This window comes from Pseudalkalibacillus sp. A8 (assembly GCF_045920555.1).
GTDB lineage: Bacteria > Bacillota > Bacilli > Bacillales > Fictibacillaceae > Pseudalkalibacillus.
On the sequence record NZ_CP174509.1, the window covers coordinates 5,892,663 to 5,916,407 of the forward strand.

The window sequence follows — 23,745 nt, forward strand, 5'->3', positions numbered from 1 at the left end:
TAGAACATGTTGATCTATTTAAAAATCAGCTCTGTTATACTTAATCGTTGATTTTTATGCGGGCGATCCGCAAACCTCTCGTTCGTTTCTCGCTATTGGGTCTCGCCTGGCTCGCTTTTCCCGCAGGAGTATCGTGAATTTCACTTAAAGCAATTTTTTATAAAAAAACTTGGGCTTTGACAAGCCTTGGCGAAGGCTGAGACTTAGTTGCCTTATACTGAAGAAAGTATTAAATACTTTCTTACAGTGAAAAAAATCAACATTAAAATTTAACAAAGCCTAAAAATCAAAAATTGAATCCCCGTTCACATCATCATCTTCTTTCAAACGCTTAGCGGACACGTTGCGGACAGGCGCCGGACTCGATTTTTTGACTTCAACCGTACTAGGCGCTGACGGCTTACGGCCGGTCGCCTCCATCAACAAGTCACAATAGGCTTTTATTGCACTCAGTTCGTTGCGAACCTGGCTCGAAGATGAGTTGTCATCAACCTCTCCTTTTATAGATTCAAGGCGATCAATCATTTTCTGGACTACTAAACTGGATTGTATACTCAAGAGAATCCCTCTTTCTTCAAATCATTCTTTCCTCATTATAAAGGGGTTCTCCTGTACAGCACAACACTCGGTATAATCGTTCTATTTTATGAGGTGTCCCAAAGCACATGCCTCTTCAGTCGGTAAAAGACATACACGCTTCGATTCAGGATGATTGCTTCAAACTTTCTAACTCCAACGAACGGAACACGATCGGGAAGATATCCATTCTGCTTATCGTTTAAGTCTTGGTGTTTAATCCGGGCAATACACACCATGGAAAGCCATATCACCAAAAAATACGTAACGAATTCGCTCATCATGAAACCTAAACCCCTTTCTCCTTCATCAATTGGTTCCGAAATTAACATACACCTCCTCTTTCCCGGAACTTATCATCTTTATTCGGTTATGTGTCCAAGTATACGTAAAGGTTGACTCAATGTTTGTCACAATCTGAATGCAAGAACAAAGAAATTATCTACAAAAAACTTTGGGATTTGCCATAGCGGGTCAAAGTCTTCTATCAATCTTACCTTCCCCTATTAGAATTCAATCGGATTAACACAAGTTTAGACGTAATATCGGTTATGAAAATTTTAAAAAAATAACAACAAGATTTAACACCGCTAAAAAACAAAAAGAACGGAATTGACAAGGGCTATCTATAGCTTTTGCCATTGTCGACTCCATTCCTATAATCCTTTTAAACTTTCTGGATGAACTTTTGCCTGATCTGTTCGACCCTTTTTCGATTGGCGCCGAAATCTGGAACACCTGTCCTGGACGCTGAACGTACATCGATAATTTTATTTCGCTCATGGATTAAAAATTCAAGATCATCCGTTAAGTTCAACCACTTCGATTTACACTCTGCATGGATATAATTCTCTTCCTTTTCCACTATATCTGTGACCTTCATATTGCTAAGCACCTGAAGCAATGTATCGTATGCGTGCTCGGTAGAACCGTTGTATGAAATCGGCGCTATGTTATGTTTTTGACTATCACTTGTGGATGAAACACAATTTGGAGAGGATGTACAATCTTCTAAGCTGTTTTTATCTGTCAATTCTAACTCCTCCTTAAGGTTGTATTCATCCTACCCTTTTCCCTTCTGCTTTACACTTAATCTCTTAAACTGTGAATTTAATCTTCAGCAATAATTGTTATTTCAATGTAACGAACTCTTAATAGGTTTTATTTGAAAAATAAGTTTATTTGGCTTTTGAATGTGATATTAAAATAATACATTAACAAAAGGAGGTTTTTTAAAATGGCAAAACCTATTGTAAGAGAATATGTTAATGATGAAGAATTGAAAAATGATGTGAAAGAGTTGCAAAATCGAGGGCTCGATAAAAACGATGTGTACGTGATCTCCCATGATGACGATCGGACGAATAGAGTAGCTGGAAACGCAGACGCCAACACGGTCGGTGTAAAAGAAATGGGACTAGACACAGCTGTCGGAAACATCTTTAATAAAAAAGGGGACGAATTAAGAGCTAAGTTTAACGAAATGGGCTTCTCACAACAAGAGGCTGATCAATATGAAGAAAGATTGGATAAAGGAAGAATTCTCATGTTAGTAACCGATCACGATAAAGTACAAGACTGGGTCTAACCTATTCGTAAAAGGGGCTGCACCAATGGGTGACAGTTCCTTTTACATTTTTAATAGATTGCAAAAACGATCATCAGTTCTTCTGATCCAAATTTCAATGATACGGATAATAGTTTCTCAGCATCTGTTATAGATACTTCGCTTACAATCCGTGGCGTTGTGATATCGATAGAAATATCTCCATTTGATAACTGAGTCGCTATATTACCTGCTAAGATATTGCCTAACTCCCCAACAAAAGATTCAAGCATGTCACCTTCGAAGGGCATCCCATACATCTTATTCCCGCATTCTCCAAAAAACCTTCTAGACGCCAGGAAAAGAAGCGAACCATTGATTTCTTTTTCAAGACCAATGATGACACCAATTTGTTCATCATCCTTGGTTTCAAGATCGACTTCGCTTTGAGGCATTCCCATATCGAATTCCATAGGTATGACTGTCTTTATGACACTGATCGTCCCGTTCAATAAATTTGTAATATGTTCTGCTGCAGCGATTGCCATTGACCAAACCTCCAAATGATTTCCCTTTTTATATTGGCTTTTTTCCTTTAAGTTAAAGGGAATCCTCTTAAAGAGTGATAAATCTGCAACAAAAAACTACTGAGAATTTCAGTAGTTTTTTTACAGCCGTCGATGTCGCATGATGTTCCTTCAAAGGCATCAGTTTTGCTGTTTTTCTTATTCAGTTCTTCATCAATGATATCCGAAAGGCGGTCAGCTGGGTACAGGCCCTGCAGCTTCCTTTCTCCGATAAAAAAGGTTGGAACCGCTCTGATATCTTGCTCTGCTGAGTTTCGTAACGCTTTTTGATGAAGCTCCTTATATTTTCTCGATTCAAGCGCTTCACGATATTCGGAACCGTTCAGGCCAACTTCTTCTGCAAGATCGACAAGAACATCGATTTGTCCGATATCCTTCCCTTCCACAAAAAACGCTTGTAAGATTCGATGGTTATAATCATTCGCTTTACCATGTTCTTTCGCGTACTGAAATCCTTCGAATGCCAGGTGCGTTCTTGGTTGAACTGGTGGAAGGTTCATCTCGACTCCCAGCTTTTGAGAAAGGGGCTTGACCGACTGGTGCCAGGCACTCTGTATATAGTCAGAGTTCGGGTCAAGGGTAGGAACCGGTTCAGGCCTCAATTCGAACGGCATCCATTCTACTTCGACATCCTTTCCTTCCATTGCCTCTTCTAGCGGAACCTCCGCTAAATAACAGAACGGTCATACATAATCTGAGTAGATTTGGATTTTTAACGTCATAAAAGTTCCTCCTATCCAGGATTAGTGATAAAAAGGGCTGCCCCACCCTGCAGGCTACAGGTCAACCCTCTCCGATTTATCGTAATGGTTTCAATGCTTTTGATACTTTCGCTACACGTTCTCCGAGCCTTCCAGCCATTACAAGGTCAACTTCCTTCGGCTGTTCTCCACCTTGTGGTCCAGCAATCGTCGATGCAGAGTAAGGAGATCCACCATTCGCATCAGCAGTCAGCTGTTCGGGATTTTCACCGTATGGAAGACCAACATAGATCAATCCAAAGTGCATGAAAGGAACGAAGGACGTTAGAGCTGTGGCTTCTTGACCCCCGTGAACCGACCCTGTGCTAGTAAATACAGCTGTCGCTTTACCTTCAAGCTCACCGTTCAACCACAACGAGCCAGCAGAATCAAGATATTGTTTCATTTGTGCTGGCATTGAACCATAACGGGTTGGAATTCCCCAGATAATCCCGTCCGCCCAACGTAAATCATCATGTGTTGCTTCTGGAATATCAGACTGCATTTCTTGAGCTTTTACATAATACTCCTGGGAAGACATTGCATCTTTTACTTCTGTAAATTCCTTTACACGAACAAGTTTAACTTCAGTATCTTCAACTCGTCCTGCTCCTTCTGCGACCGCCTGTGCCATTTGATAAATATGCCCATATGCACTGTAATAAGGAATCAAGATTTTCGTTGCCATTTTTATTCACTCCTCTAAAAATTTCATCTGGTTTAATAATTTCCCATCCCTGTGCCTAATTAATCACTTTTCTCTAAAAAATATCCTAGTTTCATATATTTCGAATTCGAGATATCGGTTTTGAAAGAAACTTGGCGAGTGCCAAGTCTTGTATGGATTTCCTACCCAATTGGATTTTTAAAAAATCACTTACTCGCTGCTGCGTACTTTCCGAGCTTTTTCAGCATCCGAATTGCTTCCGTCTTTTCCGATTCCGTAATCCCGCTTAATGCCTGCTGCAACACTTCTTCATGTGATGGGAAAATGTCTTCGATCAACGCTTTGCCTTTTTCCGTTAAAAACGCATAAGTAATACGGCGATCCCTTTCACACGCTTTTCTTTCTAAGTATCCTTTTTCCTCTAATTTATCGACGACATACGTAATACTTCCGCTTGCCAATAAAATCTTCCCGCCTATTTTTTGTAAAGGATGCGGTCCTTTATGGTAAAGAAGTTCAAGTACACCAAATTCAGTCAAGTTCAGACCAAACCTTTGTATATCTTTTTTCGCCACCTCCATAATGGATTGATAGGCACGGGAAAGTACTACGAATAGCTCCAATGACGAGTCTTTCATGCTAGTTAGATCTCCTTTTAAAATTATCTCGAATTCGAGACAATTATATCGTTCTTGATTTTCTATGTCAAAATATATGAATTGTTGTTTTTTACGAAATTCACTCCCTTTCCGCGGGCTAACGAAAAGCGGAAGCGGCCCCCTTAGTTACGATAGGTCGCTGGAAAACTGACGAGGAGGCTCGAACCAAACTCAGTTCGGTTCTGCGTGGGTAACATTCCGATCTAAATCAATGTGTCGACCGCCGCAGGAAGTTTGAAGTGATCCAAGTGACTGGTCGCTGAGCTGGACATCACTTCCACGGGGTCTCGCCTGGCTCGCTTTCCCGCAGGAGTGTCGCGAATTCCCTTAAATAAACTTTCTAATCCACTAAAACAGCCTATTTCACTAAAGAGAGAGCTTCAAAAAGCCCTCTCCATTTTATCCTTATGCACCTGCTGATTGAGGTTTTTGATCAGATACATTGCGTTTGGTGAAAAACTGCAATGCGAAAAGTCCGATGAATACAGCAAGGCCCAATAAATCAGTAAAACCTTCTGGATAGATCAACATGATACCTGCAGCAAGGCAAATTATACGTTCTACCCAATGCGTTTTTCTCATCCAATATCCGATCATTGCAGCTCCAATTGCAATCATACCTGTAACGGATGTAAAGATGATCCAAAGGGTTTGATCCCAGGTCGTATCAATCATCAACAGTTCAGGAGAATACACGAATATATACGGAATGATGAAAGCAGCTATAGCCAGCTTTGCTGAATTCACCCCGGTCCTGATCGGTTCTCCTCCAGATACCCCTGAGGCTGCAAAGGCTGCAAGAGCTACTGGCGGTGTGATATCAGCAATGATTCCAAAATAAAACACAAACATGTGAGCAGACAATTCATGAATATTCAGAGCTAATAAAGCCGGTGCAGCGATCGTTGCCGTAATAACGTAGTTCGCTGTTGTCGGTGAACCCATCCCTAAAATAAGAGATGCGATCATCGTAAAGAATAGCGTAAAGAACAGGATACCATTTGATAGGTCGATCAAACCGCCCGCCATTTTAAGTCCAAGACCTGTCAACGTTACCACACCGACGATGATCCCCGCACAGGCCGTAGCTGTGGCAACACCGATTGCTGTCCGGGCACCATTAATCAATGCTTCCGCAAAATCCTTTGGTCCCATCCTTGTTTCTTTATTGATCGCTCCCACAACGATACAGGACACAATCGACCAAAGGGCTGCACGTGTAACACTCATTCCTGACATCAGAAGAATGACAACCACGAAAATAGGCGCTAGTAAATAAATCTTCTTGAAAACTTCTTTCCGATCCGGCATCTCCTCTTTACTAAGACCTTTTAAGCCAATTTTCTTTGCTTGGAAATGAGTCATGATCCAAATCCCTGTAAAATAGAGCAAGGCTGGAATCGCAGCAGCCTTTGCAATTTCCCAGTAGGTAATGCCTCCGCCGATGAATTCGACCATCAGGAATGCGGCTGCTCCCATGATCGGCGGCATCAATTGGCCTCCTGTAGACGCAGCTGCTTCAACAGCTCCAGCAAAATTCTTACGATAACCGAGCTTTTTCATCATCGGTATAGTGAAAGAACCTGAAGTAACAACGTTTGCGACAGAGCTTCCGGAAATCGTACCTTGAAGGGCACTTGAGAAAATCGCTACCTTTGCTGGTCCGCCTGTACGCCTTCCTGTTAAGGCTACTGCCAGATCATTGAAGTATTGGCCGACCCCGGTCTTAACTAAAAATGCTCCAAATAATAAGAACAGGAAGATGAAGGTGGACGATACTTTCAATGGTGTTCCGAGAATCCCTTCTGTCGTGAAGAACATCGTACGGATGATCCGTTCGATTCCAATTCCACGATGCTGTAAGAACCCTGGCATGACAGGCCCTAAATAAGCATAAAGCAAAAACACTGTAGCAATGATCGTAATCGGTACTCCTACTACCCTTCGTGTCGCTTCAAGTACAAGTACAATAGCAAGTACACCGACTAGTAGATCCATCGTTTCAAGACGTCCGACCCGTTGGACGAGGTCATTGATGTTGAATGGCCAATAAAGACCTACTACAACACTTAACGATGCCAACAAACCATCAAGCCACGAAATCTGGAACTTCCGTTTCGCATCCTTCACCCTGCTCTTTTTTGATGCTGGAAAGAGTAAAAAGGCTAGAGACAAAGCAAATCCTAAGTGGATGGAACGATGGACCTGTGGTGAAAATCGATCCAACGTTGAGGTATATAATTGGTATAACGAAAAACCCAACAGCAGAATCGTAACAATCCAGCCTAAAATTCCCGTTAATCTACGAAACCCGGCTTCAGGATCGTATTTCGCCATCATTTGTTCTAATTCCTGATCTGTAATCTGCTTATCTTTTTTCAAACCTTTTTCATCCAAAAATCTCATCTCCTTTAAGCCGCTGCCATAGATTAATAGGTTGTACATTCAAACGGATCCAGCTGCCTGGCGCCACAGCTTGGTCCAAAGGAAATTCTTCCTGGTCCATTACCAATGTATGATTTGCGATTACTCGTCCAATGCGAATATCAATGGCAGGAAATATCCTATTCATATTCGTAATGTAATAGGTTCCGTCCTTTTCGATGAATTTTTCTTCACCCGTTGCATTGGACGGCATGCCGATGGCGAAATTTTCATATTCTAGCTCTGTTTGAACGATTTCTTTTTTGTCGTTAATTTCGTAAGTTTCTTTTACAGGCGTTCTATGGACGGAATGGATATATTTAATATGAAACCTGGTATCCTTATCCACGTTCACATACGCCATGACATTTCCGGTATTTTCGAATGTGATCGTTAATACATTCCCATAAGGAATAAACACTATTAAAATAAGTCCGATCAAAACAATCAGGCTGGCCAAGGCCTTCGTATATCTTTTCATATATACACATCCATAAGAGCCGGTTATATAAGGAAGGCTGACTCATAAGTGCCTGACCACCTCCATTCAGATAACGGAGGGTCTGTCACTTCAGTTTTGAGCCAGCCTCATTCACTCATTAAATTATTACTTCAAGCCTTTTTCTTTAAAGTATTTTTCTGCACCTGGGTGAAGATCGATCCCCACACCATCAAGTGCTTTCTCCGGGCTGATCAATTCGCCTTTTGCGTGCTTGACGTTATCTACGTTATCAAAGAACGCTTTTGTCAAATTGTAGACAGCGTCTTCACTCAAGTCCGCACGTGCTACAAGCATTGCCAACACCGCAACTGTTTCAACGTCTTCTTCAAGACCGTACGTTCCAGCTGGAATGGTGTCTTCAGCATAATACGGATACTTATCGCTAAGCTCTTTTGCTTTGTCAGCTGCTACTGGTACGATTCGAACAGGTTTTTGAGCGGATAACCCCTCAACTGCCCCAGTCGGTGCACCAGATGTAATGAATGCAGCATCGATATCGCCGTCCTGCATAAGTTCAGTCGATTCATCAAAAGCAAGGTTTTCTACTTGGATATCATCTAATGTAAGTCCATGGATCTCTAGGATTTGCTTCGCATTTTCTGCTGTTCCGCTTCCGACATCACCGACAGACACCCTTTTACCCTTCAAATCTTCTACAGACTGGATATCACTGTCTTTCAAAACAACGATTTGAATCGTTTCAGGGTATAAGGTACCAATAGCTTGTACATTATCAGTTGCGGCATCCTCGAACATCAATTTTCCTTCCACTGCATAACTGGCAATGTCCGTCTGGGTGAATGCTAGATCTGCTTCCCCATCTTGCAGGGTCTGCATATTTTCTACAGAAGCTCCTGAAGCTTGTGCAGAAACGGTTTTCTCTGTGTTATCAGACATGATGGTTGCGATTTCACCACCAAGTGGATAATAGGTTCCACCCGTACCACCTGTCAGCATGCTGATTTCATCTGGATCAGCGTCTGCTCCACCGCCAAGTGAACCACACCCTGTCAATACCATTGCAATGGCTAGCAAACTAACAAATGTAAGTGAGAGTCTTTTAAACTTCATATGTAACATCCCCCTTTTCGAATGTATAATCATACTTATTTTACCATAGTAAATAGTACAAGAGTAGGAAAAATTTAATTTTTATCAATCATAAGAATTTTTTGATAGTTTCACTTCCCAGTGCATTAATAGAGGACGTTGGTGAAGGCTGGTTTTCGGGAACACAAAGGTCCAGGGCATAGACGTATCAGGAAGAACAACAACCTGGGGTGAATCGAATCGGGAAGAGGCCACCATTCCTCTCTTGTTTTCATAATAGTTGAGAAATATCCTTTCCGCTTTGAAGGTTTCTTCTTCGCCATTTTGAATGAGAACCATTGCTAGTAGTGAGCCTTGGTGGTTCATTGCGGCGCGGATCGGAAGCCATGTCAGTTCTCCATGTCGGATAGGTGATTTTTCATGTAATTGCTCGATGCGGATTCTGTCCTGCTTTGCGATCGCCTTCTCCCACGAAGGTTCGAAAATTAATCGATCACCCATGATTCAATTCCTTTCTCAATTATGTAGTTTGGTCTGTTATAAAATTTAGAGGACATCTGTTCCTTTATCTGCAATAAAAAGGGGTGTTTATAATAATTAGTGGCCATCTGTTTCTTTATTTGTGTGAAAAGCAGCTTATTTCCAATGATTTTCAGCAGATAAGGTCTCTAGTGTCCTCTATTTTTTCAAAGCATGGCGATTTCATGCAAATAAGGTCTCCTGTGTCCGCTAAATCCATCATAAGTTTCCGATTTTATCCGACTTCCATTTCAAGTTCTTCAATCCGTTTCTCAAGATATTTCGTATCTTTTTGAGCATGGAAGGTTTCTGCTTTTTCAACAATGACGGCTGTATTATATTCAGGAATCCCTGCGTATTGTTCGTAAACCCCTTTCGGAATGAGTACATTACCTTCAGGCCAGTGTACCTGGATGTTTCCAGGCTTGACCTCTACAAACCGTGCTTTTCCATGGAATAAACCATACTTGTTGTAAACGACGATCGCCTCTCCTTGCCCGATGCCATATTTCTTGCCGTCCTCTTCATTCATCAATACATCATATCGTTCAGCCTGGTTGAACGGGTCCTGATCAGAATAAATCATGGAATTGAATTGCTTACCGCGTCGGGTCGTCACATAAAAAAGACCCTCGGCTTTTCGTAATTCGGGAATATCCATTGCGATCAAATTTCCTTTCCCATCTGGAGTTGGACATACACCTTCCTCACAAAGCCATGCACCGCCCCACTGGAATACATCCCCTTTTTCCTTCAAATGCTGGATGCCATCATAATTCGGAGCAGCTTTTGCAATTTCCTCCCGGATCGACTGCGCATTTTTAAAATCAATGAGGTTTGCATGTTCAGGCTTCACACGTTTCGCCAAATCGACGTAAATTTCCCATTCCGGCCGTGCTTCTGTAATTCGCGGCCCTTTGATTTCGGGTGAAAAATACACCATGCGCTCCGTTGAAGTGGATGTACCTCCACCAGGCTGTTCATAACGTGTCATTGCAGGCAGTACGACTACCGCTTCTTTCGCATCAACAAAAGTGGAAGTATTGAAGATGATGTCTTGATGAACTCTGATATCCACACTTTCAAGGCATTTTTTAACAAATTGAGGGTCAGGCATCGTTTCGAGGAAATTTCCGCCGGACATATAGTAGAGCTTCAGCTTACGCTCATGATCTTCTGGGAGCAAGGCATTTTCAAGGGAAACCCCGACGATATCACCCTGCCATCTAGGAATCTCAAATCCCCATACTTTTTCAACGCGTTCAACGTTCTTGTCATTAAACCCGCCCCCTGGAAGGACGAAAGGATCAGCACCCATCTCTCCAGAACCCTGGACACCTGAGTGACCACGTATTGGCATGACACCACAGTGTTCCCGTCCTATAAAACCTTGTAATAGCGCAAGATTTGCTACTTGCGAGACATTATCTGTCCCGAACCGATGCTGTGTCAAGCCCATCGACCATACGAACACGGCAGATTGTGATTTTGCGAGTAAAACCGCAAGCTCTTCCATCCGCTCCTTCGATAGCCCGGATGATTTTTCAAGCGTTTTCCAATCATAGGATCGGACCTTCTCTTTCAACCCAGCTAGCCCATTGACATGCTCTTGGATGAATTCATGATTGATCGCCGATCCTGGTGCCTTCTCTTCCATTTCGAACCAGTGCTTCATGACCCCGTGCATGAAGGCGATGTCACCGCCGATGTTCACTTGATACACATCATCGGCAATCTTTGTCCCGAATAATGCAGATTCAGCGATTGAAGGGATCCAATATTTCTCCATCGACGGTTCATAATAAGGGTTGATGACGACGATTTTCGTGCCTTTACGTTTCGCCGCATACATGTATTTTGTGGATACTGGCTGATTGTTGGCTGCAACCGATCCCCAGAATACAAGTACATCCGTACCGATCCAATCTTTATAATTACAGCTGGAAGCGCCGATCCCAAGAGACCTGCTTAAGGCGGTTTTTGAAGGAGAATGACAAATTCGTGATGCATTGTCGATGTTGTTCGTACCTAAAAACCGTGCCACCTTTGCTGCAGTATAATAGGATTCATTCGTAATTCCGCGTGATGTCAAGTAAAACCCGTATTGCTTCGGGTCAAGGTTTTTCATTTTTCCTGCAAGCAAATCAAGCGCATCGTCCCAAGAAAGGCGACTGAATTTCCTTTCCCCAGGTTTACGGATCAGTGGATAAGGAATCCTTCCCAGCTTTCTTAAATCTGTACTGCTCTTTTTACGTAGCTCATCAATATCGGAATGAATGACATCAGGCTTCATTTCAGGCATTGTGTTCAAGCGCAAAACATTCAATCGGGTTGTACACAGATGTGGTCCTTGCAATGTCTGGTCTTGTAAACCAGCAACTCCAAGGGCACAGCCGTCACATACACCTTGAGTCAAAATCCGTGCGGCATATGGGAGATTGTCTATATTTTCCCATGCCACTTTTACGGTGTCTCGAATATGGTGCGGCTTTATTTTACCTAATCCAAATGGAACCTTGCTCACCCACAAGGATGGATCAGGATTCTTTTTTATTTTCATCGGGCCAGTATGTTTCGTCTTCCCCATTTCAATTCACCTTCCCTGATCAGCCAAGGGTGACTGATTTTATAATCTAATAGTATTATGAAAGCGGATACAATTCAACAACCTCCACTATCCGCCAATCTATATGATTGGTTATCTTAGCAGAATTCCGGAGAAAATTGTCATTAAGAATCGAATTGGTAACAGGAGTTCAGTTTCCCGCTGTTGAAATGATTTAGGTAGAATATATAGAAGGAGCCTGGAGAATGAGAGAAAGTTATAAACTGCGCAATGAGGATTGGCTGGAACGTGCAACCATCCTTGAAATCCAGAAAGCGATGAATAACGGGGAACTGTCTTCATTACAGCTCGTAAGCCGTTGTTTAGAAAATATCGTAAAACACAACCATGCCGGTGCCAATTTGAACGCCATAATCGAGGTGAATCCCGAGGCAATACAGATTGCAGAGACACTTGATGCAGAACGAAAGCTGAAAGGGATGAGAGGGCCGCTTCACGGTATACCGATTATTTTGAAAGATAATATCGAGACTGCAGACTTGATGCATACGAGTGCTGGTTCTCTTGCACTCGAAAACAATTTCGCCAAGGAAGATGCCACGATCACCCGAAAATTGCGTGAAGCTGGTACAGTCATTTTAGGAAAAGCAAACCTTACAGAGTGGGCGAACTTCATGAGCATGTCGATGAAAAACGGTTACAGTTCTAGAGGCGGCCAGGTCCTTAACCCTTATGGCGGGCATGTTGATGTCGGCGGTTCCAGTTCAGGATCAGCGGTTGCGGCTGCTGCACACTTTTCAACACTTACAATCGGAACGGAAACATCCGGATCGATTTTAAGCCCTGCAAGCCAGAATAACGTAGTGGGAATAAAACCGACGGTCGGCCTCATCAGCCGGGCAGGTATCATCCCGCTTTCGCACAGTCAAGATACGGCAGGCCCGATTGCTCGTTCTGTAACCGATGCGGCAATTTCGCTCGGTGCTCTGACAGGGCAGGATGAAAAGGACCTTATCACACAAACGAGCATTGAACGGAGCTACCGGGATTACACATCCAACCTGAATGCAAATGCGCTTCACAACGCGAGGATTGGTGTGGCACGCTCCTTGTATATCGATATTTTACCGGAAGAAAAACGTCTGGTGATGGAAAAAGCGATTGAAGATATCAAGGAGGCCGGTGCAACCGTGGTGGAACTTGAATCAATCTCACCGATGGAGGAGGATTCCACATGGGACTACAATGTCTTGTTGTATGAATTCAAATCCGATCTGAATGCGTATTTGAGTAAACTCCCCTCCACTTCCCCAGTACATTCATTGGCAGATGTGATCCGGTACAATGAAAATCATTCAGAACGAGCATTGAAATATGGACAGGATATCCTGATCGAATCAGATAAGACATCCGGAACGATGACGGAACCTGCCTACCTTGAGAGCCGGTTGCGTGACCTTCAGCTGTCCAGAACCAGAGGGATTGATGTTGTCATGGCAGAATATCAGCTGGATGCTCTGCTCTTCCCTAATTCCAGCGGTGCTGGGGTGGCAGCAAAAGCAGGCTACCCATCCATCGCTGTTCCTGGCGGGTTTACAGAAGAAGGGCAGCCGGTAGGGGTCGTATTCTCTGGCCTTGCATATAGCGAGCCATCCTTGATCGGTTTGGCCTATGCATATGAGCAAGCGACGAAACACCGTAAGCTTCCTGAATTGAATTGAGGATTAAGGGAGACTTCATTTTTGAAGTCCCTCACACGTGCTGTACGAAGTGTTTTGTAGATCATACATTTTTTTTGCCCCGCACAAGCTATTATCTTTAAAAAACGGCATCCTAACTTGAAACTTTTAAGATTATCTTAAAACTTGTGATTTTATCTTTAAACTTGAGAAATTATCTTGAAAATTCTACTCCAGCACCTCGATCGAATCATCGACATTGATAGTGCCTGGCTTTATAACCGATGCATAGATGCCGAAAATCTGTTTGTTTTCTTTAACTACGGTTTTCAAGACGTTGGTGTCTACTTCTTGTGTCCTAGAGTCAAAATTGACATAGGCACAGCGTTCACAGCCTTTTTCTACATGCAGGATGACGTCATTGATTTTAAAATCCTTGCCGATCCAGGACTCTTCTAAGAAAGGTTCAGCATTCCCGAGGTTCATGACGATATTTGGCCTGAATCTGAGCATGTCCATTTCTTCACGCCCACATAAATGTTTGAGTTCTTTTAACGAGGCTTTGCTAGTCAGCAATAATGGGGAATCCCAATAAGATGGTCCTGTTCCGGCCGGATTCGTATGAACAAGATTAATGCCTGCACCAGTCTTTCTCTCAAGATACTCATAGAACTCTTTATCGTCTTGCTTAAAACGCTTATCTTCTTTTATGAAAACGAGTGTGCCTTTCTCCTCTAGCTTCACATCATAATCCAATAGAAAGGGTGAATCAGGGATCGTTAGATGCTTCTCAGGATTTTCGCGTTTTTCCCATGCAAAAACACGGTCACCTTTGACACCATGATCATGGACTGTAGCTGCTGATAAATACTCACCTTGCATGGATTTCACCGGATATCGGATCACTTCTGTAACTTTGCCTACATTCATATTTCATAACCTCCGATTCTTTTCCTTATGATAAATATTCGGAACATCCTAGCCATTCCCTCTACCTTATTGAAAAAGGACCAACCTTTAGAAAGTTGGTCCTGCTTATTATGCTTGTAATCTTTGTTGGAACTTATGGACCCTTGGTGCGATCAATTGGACAAGCGGGCCAATCGTAAACGTGACGATGAGGGTCCCGAGTCCAATAGGTCCGCTGAAAAGAAAAGCAACTACAAGTGCTGACAGTTCACCGATCGTTTTCGCCACACCCATGCTTACACCTAGTCGTTCCTGTATGGCTAACATAAGCTTATCAATAGGGATAAGGGGAAAGTTTGCTTGTAGATAAACCGAAATCCCAAAAGCTAAAATCACCATTCCAACGACGAAAAGGATGATCTGGTGCAGCAAACCACTTACTTTGAATTGGTCCAATACTATGAGCAGCCAGCTGTCAATAAAAAGACCCGCTAGAAAGATCGTGATTACCGCCAGCATATCAGGGCGTGCCCGTAAAAGAAAAGCGTTTAAAATAATCAGGATGATACCGACAATGAAAACCCAGCTGCCCACCGTCAAACCGACCGTTTTCGATAACCCGACATTGAGCGCATCCCAAGCGCCTGTTCCTAATTCTGCTTTTATTGTAAAACTTACACCAAGTGATATCAAACTTAGTCCAACTATAAAACTGATCAAACGTAAGATGAACGATTTCATGCTGTCTCCTCCAACCAAAATTTCATCTATCCATCATACCATGTTTATATTGAAGAAGGAATCAGTCTATCGTATTGCGCATTCTGATCATTGAAAAATTCAAGGAAGACATGGGAATTTCCTCCCTTAACATTCTTAAAGAGGGCAAGCACCTTAATTCGACGTCTTCCTCTACAAGAAGCTGGGGTAAGCTTTCGAGTCTTTGGACAGAAATCGGAACCACCGTTGACCGGGAAGTGTAATAGCCTGCATTTTTATCGAAACAGATGAATGAATCTCCTTTAAAGGTGTATTGATAGATTGTCGCTTCCTTCAACCGATCCATCCAACCGCTTTCAATTGTGATAACCATCCTTACATTCACGTTGTATTTTTCCAGGTCGCTTTCTGTGGTCTGATTACCTTTCCAAAAGGCAACCCGTGGACAGTCTCTCGGGAAAAGGTATAGCGGGCGATGGGTTTCATCTATCGCCCAAACCAAAGGAGGTGCATCCGGAAACGATGCTGGTTTTCTTGGATGAAATTCCTTGATCGTCCCTTCTTCACTAAAGTGATAAAACAGATTCAAGCTTTTCGATCCTCTATGGTCGCGAGGTGTGCGGAACAGTTCAATAGCTGGATTTCCCACTTCTTATTTACAAACTTGAAAATGGAGACTGACGTATTCCCAAACCGGCATCTTTCATAATCTTCTAGAAGATACGTGAACAAATCGTTGAGTAAAGCCCCGTGACTGACGACGATGACCCGTCCATCTGGATGTTTATGGATGACTTGATCCATGAACGATTTGATCCTCGCTAGGATGTTTTCTTCCTTTTCAAAATTAAGATCAAGATCTCGCCAGTTTTCTCCCCATCGTTCGAGACGTTCTTCTTCATTCGTTCCTTCCATTTCACCCCAATGGAGTTCACGAAGCCGTTCATCTGTCTGGACAGGCAGGTTAAGGACGTTCCCTATTGATTCTGCCGTCACTTTAGCACGGCTAAGATCACTTGAGTAAATCGTATCCCATTCTTCGCCTTCAAACCTCCGACCTAATGCTTTCGCTTGAAGCAACCCTTCTTCATTAAGAGGAATATCGGATTGCCCTTGAGCTCTTGCTTCTAGATTCCAATTCGTAACTCCGTGTCTGATGAATGCGATTGTCGTCATATTGACCCCTCCCTGTAAAAATAGCAGACTCGTAATATTCGCTAATAAACGAAAGAAACCTTCTGCTTTTTTTAAAAAAAATTAAAAGAAAAAACCGTTGTGTTTCCCGCGGTTCTTTCTTTCATTTAAAAAAAGTATAATATTCTTCAATATAAGTTCAACTAAGGCGAAGCCTTCACCAAGGGTTTTGGCTTTGCCAAGTTTCCTTTACACCTCATGGTATAAGTTCAACTAAGGCGAAGCCTTCACCAAGGGTTTTGGCTTTGCCAAGTTTCCTTTACCCTGTCTGGACTTGATTTTTACCATTTCGTTTTGCCGAGTAAATAGCTTGTCTGCTTTTTCAAAAATACTTCCTTACCTATCCCTGCATCGTATTCATTGACCCCAATACTTACAGTCACTCGAGATCCTTCCAATACCCGGAATGAAATACGTTCGATTTTGCTGCGGATCCCTTCGACCAACTCAACCGTCTTTTCTATCGGTTTACCTACAAAGACCAAGCCTCTTTCAGTTATCCCTATGACAGATAGTGCGGCAATTGAAAGCATCGCTAACAAAGTGAAATGGTCGATGATCCCGATACTGCTTCTAATCATAGGATCGATGATGGAAAGGATTGAATAACTTACAATCGTCAAACCGGTCGTATATAAGATGATCCTCTTCTTGAAATAAGGGCCAGAAGCAAGGACCGGGAGAAAGAGGCAGCTTTTACAATGAGCAAATCTGGTCGGCTATAGATAAAATTAAGCGCGATCAAAAGACCTGCTGTAATGACGGTAAAATCCTTCAACGAATGGTCCAGCCGAACTGCGATCTCAGCTCCCCCAACAATTAAAGCTCCGATTACACCTGGTACAGCAACAAAGTATATAAGATACTCCCCTAATGGTATATTGCTGAAGTTATAATTGATGAGCTTTATGATGATCGCTAAGAAGATGATCAACCAATACACATTCAGAATTCTGCGATTCAATTTTCGGGTATCAAGTTCCATCTGGCTCATAGGCCGCCCCACGTTTTAGTGTTAGGCTCTGTTATCCTAAATTGTTGATTTTTGCGAAATTCACTCCCTTTCCGCGGGCTGAAGAAAAGCGGAAGCGACTCGCTTAGTCACGTAGGTCACTGGAAAACTGACGAGGAGGCTCGAACCAAACAAAGTTCGGTTCTGCGTGGGCTCACACATAAGATGTAAAATCAGTGTGTTGCCGCCGTAGGAAGTTTGAAGTGATCCAAGTGACTGGTCGCTGAGCTGGACATCACTTCTCTGTATCCAATCTGCGGGGTCTTGCCTGGCTCGCTTTTCCCGCAGGAGTGTCGCGAATTTCGATTAAAAAAATTTTCTATAGAAAACCAACATTAAAATTTAGAAAAACCTAGTAATAAGGAGATATCAGGATATAGACCAATACTCCTGTCAGGCTGACATAAAGCCAAAGAGGCATTGTCCACCTTGCAATTTTACGGTGCTTTTCGACTTGCATGGTCAAACCACGTACCAAGGACAATAGTGCTAAGGGAACAATGACTGCTGCCAAAATGATGTGAGTGATCAAGATGAAATAGTAGATGTATTTTAATGGTCCTTCTCCACCGTATGAAGTTGATTCAGCAAGATAGTGGTAAGAAACATAAGAAATCAGAAACAGGGTTGTCGATGTGAATGCCGCAAATATGAAGCGACGGTGCAGTTTGATATTTTTATGCAGGATGAACCAAAGTGCTGCAAGCAAAAAAACAAACGTAAAACTATTGAAAATAGCATTCAATAAAGGCAACACGGTTATGTCGAAGCCCGTTTCTCCCTCATATTCCGGTAAAAAGAAGAGGACAACGACTAAAGCATTTATCAAAATCGATAGGAATACGACAATTCCTGTGTAGCTTTTTTTATTGGCAGTTGAATTATGATTCATGGTTTCTCTCCTATTCAGCAATAATTCTCCTTCAAGAATAAAAGATGTGTTACCCTGTAGGCAACTTTTTGTCCATAAATCCACACAACGTTCAAATATGTCCCATTATAATCAGCCAATTTCATCCCTTTGGTTCCTGTGGCTAATTCTTTCTAAATCTTCCAATACATCTTCTAATGCTAATAATTCATAAATGACTGTAATTCGCTGTGAAATATGTCGTTTAACCTTGGAAGCTTCGGTAACATCACGACGGTCCCTCTCCGAAATGAATAAAGATTCAAGCTGTTCAATAAGCTTGTTATGCTGTTCATTCATTTTATGACGAGGATCTTTTAAGATAGCGGCAATTGAAGTAGCGGAATCAATAATAGTTCCGGATTGTTCTGGAGGTAATTTCGTCTTCTCTATATTAAGATATAACAAATTCCCGAAATGATAAAGAATCTTTTGGTGATATTCCAATTTTTTTACAACAATCCCAAATTTCTGGATGTCCTTCAAGTTGTGTCTCCTATATTTCCATTCCTCGCGTTGGTACTGGGCAAGTGCAAATGTGCGTTCCAATTCCTTGCTCAACCGTTGATATTCAATCCGTAACCCTTTTGAATTTTTTCCTTCAATAAACTTTTTCAAAAGTTCCCCGGATCCTATATATAACTGGTCGACTTTTTTGATGACCATGTCGTTATAATGTGGCGGAAGTATCATGAAATTGATTACAGTAGAAACGACCAGCCCGATCAGAGTCGTACTAAGCCTCACAAAGAAAGAGTTCAAAAACTGATCTTCAGTTTCAGCAATCATTGCGACAGCTGTCAATGTCGCGACCAACATTCCTACATCGAGCCGCAGCTTATGACATACTGCGAGTGTTAGCGTTGCTGCTAAGGCATAAGCAAGTGAGGATTGGCCAAGAAAAGATTCGAACAGCATGGCAAAACCAGCACCTATCATAGCTGCCGGAAAACGGATCATTCCTTTTTTTATCGAATCGGAAGCTGTCGGTTCAATAGTGACGATTGCTGTAATTACAGCAAAAAGAGCTGGCAGATTGAAAATATTGCAAATCAGTGCAGTTACAAATGCAGCAAGGCCTGTCTTGATCACCCGTCCGCCGATCCATTTATTTAAGGCGATTTTCTTCACTGTCCATCATCCCGTAAAATTACGATTTCCTCTTATTTTATCAAGGGACATTTCGTATTTCTACTTCTCATTTTTCTACCCTTGGACTTTATGATCTTAATTGCTGTTTTCGAAGGTAAGAACCGGATTCAAAAACGGTACCACTTTCTTGTGGACCTGTTTAAAAATCCGCAAAAATCCTTGAAAATATTTTCGTATTAAGAGTTCCAAAGAATGCTAATATATGACAAAATATATACTGTAGTCTACTAAAAGTGAGGGAAGATGGATGTTTTGTTCAAATTGTGGCAACAAATTGCATAGGAAGGATCAATATTGTGACACATGTGGAGCAAAACGCCTGGCCACAGTAGAGTCTACTAAAAATGAAATGAAGCGATGGCATTGGCTGATGCCAGTGATCGCTTTCCTTATTGCAACAATCTGCCTATCAGGTTATTTTTTCAGTGAACATAATAGGACCAATTCAGCTATGGAAGCTTTCCAAAAAGGAGAAACTGCAGCTCTGAAAGGCGAATTTAAAGAAGCTCGTAAATATTTTGAGGAAGCTCTCGCGCTACGTTCGCAATTTCCTGCTGCGACGGAAAACATGAAACTAGTAAATTCAGCGATTGAAATAAACGAACGCTTACATATTGCAACGAAACATCAAGAGGGTCAAGAATTCAGTAAATCCTTTGAACAAATTGAAAAAGCGGAAGGCATCCTATCAACATACTCGGGGAAAGTAGCAGATTCGATTGAAAAAGATATCAAGAATATACGGATGAACGTCAATGTAGCAGAGATCAGCTACGAAATGAAAGGTAAATCGACGCTTGAAGAGCTCGAACCGATCCTGATAAAAGCAGAAAAGCTTGATATAAAAGAAGCAGATGAAATTGCTGATGAAATCCGAAATCGAATCGCAGAAATAGCTTTTGCACAAGCAAACGACTTACTGACCGACCATCAGTTCACCGCAGCACTCGCCTCTGTAAAAAAAGGACTATACCACAAACCTAAAAATGAAAAGCTGATCAACTTAAAATCAACTATCCAGAATGAACAAGCCGCTTTCGAAAAAGCCGAACAAAAACGGTATGAACAAGCTCTCATTGCAGCTGCAGAAGAAAAGGAGCATAACTTGAATGACGCTCTCGAGGTTATTTCTATTAAAGCGGAATTCAATGATTTAGGTGACCTGGTCGTGAAAGGTTCTGTAAAAAGTAAAGCTACGGTCCCTATTACATTGGCAAGTATTTCATACTCCTTAGTTGATAAGAAAAAGCGAGTTTATGATGAAAATGAAGTCTATATATATCCAGACGTTCTCTATCCTGATGAAAAAGGAACATTTGAATATACCCATTATTTAATAGACAAAGAGCTTGATGTGGAATTCAATGAGGCTAATTGGTACCTACAATAAATCGAAAGGGAGGATTAGATTGAAACGCCCTGCCATTCTCTCCATCATCATAACCTCCCTTACCCTAATGGCTGGTATTTTTGGAGGTTATGCCTTACATGATCATTTTAGCAGTTTGAAAGTTTCGGCTACTTCATCGATCGGAGAAGTAGACATAAAAGCAGATCAAGCAGAAAGCCCAAAAGAGAAAGATCTGAAAACGATCATTCATGAAAGTCAAAAAAGTGTCGTCCAGTTAGAAGTCGCCCAGGCCGATGGTGAAAGTGTCGGTTCTGGTTTCATCTATAATGAACACGGTGATGTGGTTACAAACGCCCATGTCGTCAAAGGTGGCAAGAGCATCATGGTCCGAACTGCAAACGCCCAGCAATATGAAGGGCAACTAATCGGTATCGGCGAGTCCACGGATATCGCTGTTATCCGAGTCCCCGACCTAGCTGGGGAACAGTTCTTCGAAATCGCTAGGAACTATGAAGCTGAAATCGGGGATGAAGTGGTAGCATTAGGAAGTCCCCTTGGGTTACAGAACACGGTGACAACTGGCATCATCAGTGGTTTGAATCGAGAATTCATTATTGATAACTATACCTACTCTAATGTCTATCAAATTTCCGCCCCAATCGCTAAGGGGAACAGCGGCGGACCTTTGATCGATAAACAGACTGGACAGGTTCTTGCAATCAACTCCGCCGGGACTGAAGAGGGATCGATCGGATTCAGCATCCCTCTCTCAGACGTTTATAAGAAGATTGTATCCTGGTCTGAAAACCCTGTCGAACACACAATGGAATTGGGAGACGATACCGGTCACCCATCAGAATTTACATTGAATACTAGAGAAAGTGAATATCTTGTCGGCTATTTTATCGACAATTTAGCTATCGGAGATTATGTGACAGCCTATTCCTTGCTCGGGAGTAAGTGGCAGACGGGTACACTTTATAAAAAGTTCCGGGAAGGCTACCTCCATACAGTAGACGTTACGATCAATAAGATCAGCAGCGAACCGATTGATGAAGGAAATAAATTTATTGTAACTGTCATCATCCAAGCACTCGAACGCAATAAAAACAAAAATACAGAGACCGTACTGTATAAATGCCATTACGAAGTCGGATTTGAAAATAACCAGCTTAAAATATTAAGTGGAAAAGCGGAAGAAATCGAATAGAAGAGCTCCTTCAAGAAATGATGCAGATCACCTTAGTTGAGGATCCATCATTTTTTCTTTAGGTGCGGGGTACTTAGCTTCTTCTCCTTTCTGCGTCATTTTCACTTTTTCTTATGTATTGCTATACTTAACCATAACAGAGGACTTAAAGGAGAAGAAACATGAGTACGTTATTAATCGATATGGATTCGGTGATCTGTGATTTGATGAGCGAATGGCACAGCCGATATAACAAAGACTATCACGATAACCTTAGTGTAAATGACCTTGAATGCTGGCAGAGCGAAAATTATGTCAAAGAGGAATGCGGCACTAAGATCTATGATTATTTGGACGAGCCAGGGTTATTCATCCGACTTAAGCCATTGCCAAACGCTATAGAAGTCTTGAAACGCCTCTCAGAACAACATGATATTTTGATTGTGACAAGCAGCAGGACCTATGCCTATACCGAAAAGGAACAATGGGTCGAGAAAAATCTCCCATTCATAGGTGCGAGAAACCTGATTTTCACCCATCGGAAGGATATGGTATGTGGAGATGTGCTTTTTGACGATGCACCACATAACCTGATCGCTTTCGAAGAGTCTGGCCGAAAGGCAGTGGCTATGGATTATAGATATAATCGGAATGTAGATGTTGAACGAGTCTATGATTGGCTTGAATTTGAGAAATGGGTTGAAAACTATGAAATGGGTGAACAATCGTGAAGACAACGGATATTCTCATTATCGGTGGTGGTCCTGCAGGGATATCTGCAGCAATCTGGTGTCAACGCCTAGGCTTGAACTACCTCCTTTTTGAGGAACAGGCGGAATTAGGTGGTCAATTGAAGGACATTCATAACCGTATCGTAGACTATCCCGGAAACATCTACGAAAATGGACAGATGCTAAAGAACCATTTTGCTACTCATATTGGTGAATTAAAGGTTCAATTTCATTTGCAGATGAAGATCAAACACCTGGACCATATCAATAAGACCGCTACTCTTATACAGAATTCAAATGAAATGAAAATCAATTATAACTATTTGATTCTTGCAACAGGGACATCCGTAAGACGGCTTGACATACCTGGTGAACAAGAGATGATCGACCGGGGTGAAATTTATTCTGCCACAAAAGACAGGTATCGTTTTAAAGGGAAAAAAGTCGTTGTAGTCGGTGGTGGAGATCGGGCATTTGAAGGCGCTCTTTTATTAGCTGAATGCGGAGCAAATGTCTATTTGGTCCATCGTTCCAAAGAGTTCCGGGCCCGTGAGGAATTCAGGAAGCATGTCATCGAACATTCTAAAATAACCATACTATGTGACACTGTTGTCCAAAACATCAAACATGCTGAAAATGGCATCGCAGGAGTCGATTTACGAAATCGTTTGACCAATGAAATCACCCATCTGTCTGTGGAAGGTATCTTCATCCGGATCGGTGTGCAGCCGAACATTCGCTATGTAAAAGAATTCGTCACCCTGGATGAAGGGAATTATGTCCAGGTAGATTCGTGCCAACGAACGAGCGACCCCTACATCTATGCAATCGGGGATGTTTGTACACACCCTGTATTCTCGAGCATTTCCAATGCAACAGCTCAAGGTATGGTTGCATCAAAACATCTTTCTCTGAAACTGTGTTGAAGAATCTGAGTTTGAAGGATTCGTAGCAAATCTTAAATAATTCAGTGCAAATCAAAAATTTTTCGGTGCAAAGTCGAAATAATCCGGTGCAAATACAAGATAATTCGTTGAAACTTTTAAAAGGGGAGACTCAATA

General features: G+C 42.1%; 25 protein-coding genes and 1 pseudogene. 6 read left to right on the plus strand and 20 right to left on the minus strand.

The genetic code is table 11. The features are described 5' to 3' along the window. Window positions 1–279: 279 nt before the first annotated feature. From ACJROX_RS29370 to ACJROX_RS29380, 3 genes are all read right to left on the minus strand, one after another. Window positions 280–558 carry a YwdI family protein gene (locus tag ACJROX_RS29370; RefSeq protein ID WP_408008697.1) on the minus strand — a complete coding sequence of 93 codons (279 nt, stop codon included), beginning with the start codon at window positions 556–558 and terminating at the stop codon, window positions 280–282. Window positions 559–644: 86 nt separating this feature from the next. After that, window positions 645–908 carry a hypothetical protein gene (locus tag ACJROX_RS29375; RefSeq protein WP_408008698.1) on the minus strand — a complete coding sequence of 88 codons (264 nt, stop codon included), beginning with the start codon at window positions 906–908 and terminating at the stop codon, window positions 645–647. Between the two features lie 335 nt (window positions 909–1,243). Then, window positions 1,244–1,609 carry a DUF1499 domain-containing protein gene (locus ACJROX_RS29380; RefSeq protein WP_408008699.1) on the minus strand — a complete coding sequence of 122 codons (366 nt, stop codon included), beginning with the start codon at window positions 1,607–1,609 and terminating at the stop codon, window positions 1,244–1,246. 204 nt (window positions 1,610–1,813) lie between these two features. Between ACJROX_RS29380 and ACJROX_RS29385 the strand changes: the two genes are divergently transcribed. Further along, window positions 1,814–2,164, plus strand: a complete 351-nt coding sequence (locus ACJROX_RS29385) for a general stress protein (RefSeq protein WP_408008700.1) — start codon at window positions 1,814–1,816, stop codon at window positions 2,162–2,164. Between the two features lie 50 nt (window positions 2,165–2,214). Here the strand turns inward: ACJROX_RS29385 and ACJROX_RS29390 are convergent, their stop codons facing one another. The 9 genes and pseudogenes from ACJROX_RS29390 to ACJROX_RS29430 form a co-directional block, all read right to left on the minus strand. Continuing rightward, entirely contained in the window at window positions 2,215–2,670 is a 456-nt protein-coding gene (locus ACJROX_RS29390; RefSeq protein WP_408008701.1) for a chemotaxis protein CheX, read from the minus strand. A gap of 125 nt (window positions 2,671–2,795) precedes the next feature. Next, window positions 2,796–3,431: pseudogene (locus ACJROX_RS29395) on the minus strand (DsbA family protein); the annotation flags it as partial. A 76-nt stretch (window positions 3,432–3,507) separates the two neighbouring features. Continuing rightward, window positions 3,508–4,137 (minus strand): NAD(P)H:quinone oxidoreductase, encoded by a 630-nt coding sequence (wrbA, locus tag ACJROX_RS29400; RefSeq protein WP_408008702.1) that lies wholly within the window; start codon window positions 4,135–4,137, stop codon window positions 3,508–3,510. A 185-nt stretch (window positions 4,138–4,322) separates the two neighbouring features. Continuing rightward, a complete protein-coding gene (locus ACJROX_RS29405; protein WP_408008703.1) occupies window positions 4,323–4,754 on the minus strand; it encodes a MarR family winged helix-turn-helix transcriptional regulator in 432 nt (143 codons plus the stop codon). A 426-nt stretch (window positions 4,755–5,180) separates the two neighbouring features. Beyond that, window positions 5,181–7,115 carry a TRAP transporter permease gene (locus ACJROX_RS29410; protein ID WP_408011831.1) on the minus strand — a complete coding sequence of 645 codons (1,935 nt, stop codon included), beginning with the start codon at window positions 7,113–7,115 and terminating at the stop codon, window positions 5,181–5,183. A gap of 49 nt (window positions 7,116–7,164) precedes the next feature. Then, complete coding sequence (locus tag ACJROX_RS29415) at window positions 7,165–7,680, minus strand: DUF1850 domain-containing protein (protein WP_408008704.1); 516 nt, start codon at window positions 7,678–7,680, stop codon at window positions 7,165–7,167. Between the two features lie 126 nt (window positions 7,681–7,806). Beyond that, complete coding sequence (locus ACJROX_RS29420; RefSeq protein ID WP_408008705.1) at window positions 7,807–8,772, minus strand: TAXI family TRAP transporter solute-binding subunit; 966 nt, start codon at window positions 8,770–8,772, stop codon at window positions 7,807–7,809. Window positions 8,773–8,856: 84 nt separating this feature from the next. Then, entirely contained in the window at window positions 8,857–9,252 is a 396-nt protein-coding gene (locus tag ACJROX_RS29425; protein WP_408008706.1) for an SLAP domain-containing protein, read from the minus strand. A gap of 253 nt (window positions 9,253–9,505) precedes the next feature. Next, a complete protein-coding gene (locus ACJROX_RS29430; protein ID WP_408008707.1) occupies window positions 9,506–11,857 on the minus strand; it encodes an FdhF/YdeP family oxidoreductase in 2,352 nt (783 codons plus the stop codon). A gap of 224 nt (window positions 11,858–12,081) precedes the next feature. Here ACJROX_RS29430 and ACJROX_RS29435 point away from each other — a divergent pair, with 224 nt between their 5' ends. Next, window positions 12,082–13,557, plus strand: coding sequence for an amidase family protein (locus tag ACJROX_RS29435; RefSeq protein WP_408008708.1), 1,476 nt, complete (start codon window positions 12,082–12,084; stop codon window positions 13,555–13,557). Window positions 13,558–13,743: 186 nt separating this feature from the next. Here the strand turns inward: ACJROX_RS29435 and ACJROX_RS29440 are convergent, their stop codons facing one another. The 8 genes from ACJROX_RS29440 to ACJROX_RS29475 all read right to left on the minus strand — a co-directional run bounded on the left by ACJROX_RS29440 (window position 13,744) and on the right by ACJROX_RS29475 (window position 19,391). Then, a complete protein-coding gene (locus ACJROX_RS29440) occupies window positions 13,744–14,445 on the minus strand; it encodes an MOSC domain-containing protein (RefSeq protein WP_408008709.1) in 702 nt (233 codons plus the stop codon). Window positions 14,446–14,553: 108 nt separating this feature from the next. Next, the gene (locus ACJROX_RS29445) at window positions 14,554–15,165 is read right to left on the minus strand and encodes a YczE/YyaS/YitT family protein (protein ID WP_408008710.1); all 612 of its coding nucleotides are present in this window, start codon (window positions 15,163–15,165) and stop codon (window positions 14,554–14,556) included. 61 nt (window positions 15,166–15,226) lie between these two features. Beyond that, window positions 15,227–15,733, minus strand: coding sequence for a DUF6886 family protein (locus ACJROX_RS29450; protein ID WP_408008711.1), 507 nt, complete (start codon window positions 15,731–15,733; stop codon window positions 15,227–15,229). Then, the gene (locus ACJROX_RS29455) at window positions 15,730–16,320 is read right to left on the minus strand and encodes a histidine phosphatase family protein (protein ID WP_408008712.1); all 591 of its coding nucleotides are present in this window, start codon (window positions 16,318–16,320) and stop codon (window positions 15,730–15,732) included. The genes ACJROX_RS29450 and ACJROX_RS29455 overlap by 4 nt, the downstream gene beginning before the upstream one ends. A gap of 299 nt (window positions 16,321–16,619) precedes the next feature. Further along, window positions 16,620–16,961, minus strand: coding sequence for a hypothetical protein (locus ACJROX_RS29460; RefSeq protein WP_408008713.1), 342 nt, complete (start codon window positions 16,959–16,961; stop codon window positions 16,620–16,622). Then, window positions 16,958–17,332: a hypothetical protein gene (locus tag ACJROX_RS29465; protein ID WP_408008714.1), complete on the minus strand. Its 375-nt coding sequence runs from the start codon at window positions 17,330–17,332 to the stop codon at window positions 16,958–16,960. The genes ACJROX_RS29460 and ACJROX_RS29465 overlap by 4 nt, the downstream gene beginning before the upstream one ends. A gap of 370 nt (window positions 17,333–17,702) precedes the next feature. After that, on the minus strand, window positions 17,703–18,242 hold the full coding sequence (locus tag ACJROX_RS29470; RefSeq protein WP_408008715.1) for a DUF420 domain-containing protein: 540 nt from the start codon (window positions 18,240–18,242) through the stop codon (window positions 17,703–17,705). A gap of 111 nt (window positions 18,243–18,353) precedes the next feature. Beyond that, window positions 18,354–19,391 (minus strand): FUSC family protein, encoded by a 1,038-nt coding sequence (locus ACJROX_RS29475; RefSeq protein WP_408008716.1) that lies wholly within the window; start codon window positions 19,389–19,391, stop codon window positions 18,354–18,356. A gap of 370 nt (window positions 19,392–19,761) precedes the next feature. On the opposite strand from ACJROX_RS29475, the gene ACJROX_RS29480 reads away from it, so the two are divergent. From ACJROX_RS29480 to ACJROX_RS29495, 4 genes are all read left to right on the plus strand, one after another. Then, window positions 19,762–20,802, plus strand: coding sequence for a hypothetical protein (locus tag ACJROX_RS29480; RefSeq protein WP_408008717.1), 1,041 nt, complete (start codon window positions 19,762–19,764; stop codon window positions 20,800–20,802). Between the two features lie 19 nt (window positions 20,803–20,821). Then, window positions 20,822–21,973: a S1C family serine protease gene (locus tag ACJROX_RS29485; protein WP_408008718.1), complete on the plus strand. Its 1,152-nt coding sequence runs from the start codon at window positions 20,822–20,824 to the stop codon at window positions 21,971–21,973. A 161-nt stretch (window positions 21,974–22,134) separates the two neighbouring features. Continuing rightward, window positions 22,135–22,683, plus strand: coding sequence for a 5' nucleotidase, NT5C type (locus ACJROX_RS29490; RefSeq protein ID WP_408008719.1), 549 nt, complete (start codon window positions 22,135–22,137; stop codon window positions 22,681–22,683). Beyond that, window positions 22,680–23,609 carry an NAD(P)/FAD-dependent oxidoreductase gene (locus tag ACJROX_RS29495; protein ID WP_408008720.1) on the plus strand — a complete coding sequence of 310 codons (930 nt, stop codon included), beginning with the start codon at window positions 22,680–22,682 and terminating at the stop codon, window positions 23,607–23,609. Before ACJROX_RS29490 ends, ACJROX_RS29495 begins: the two co-directional genes overlap by 4 nt. The last annotated feature ends 136 nt before the right edge of the window (window positions 23,610–23,745 follow it).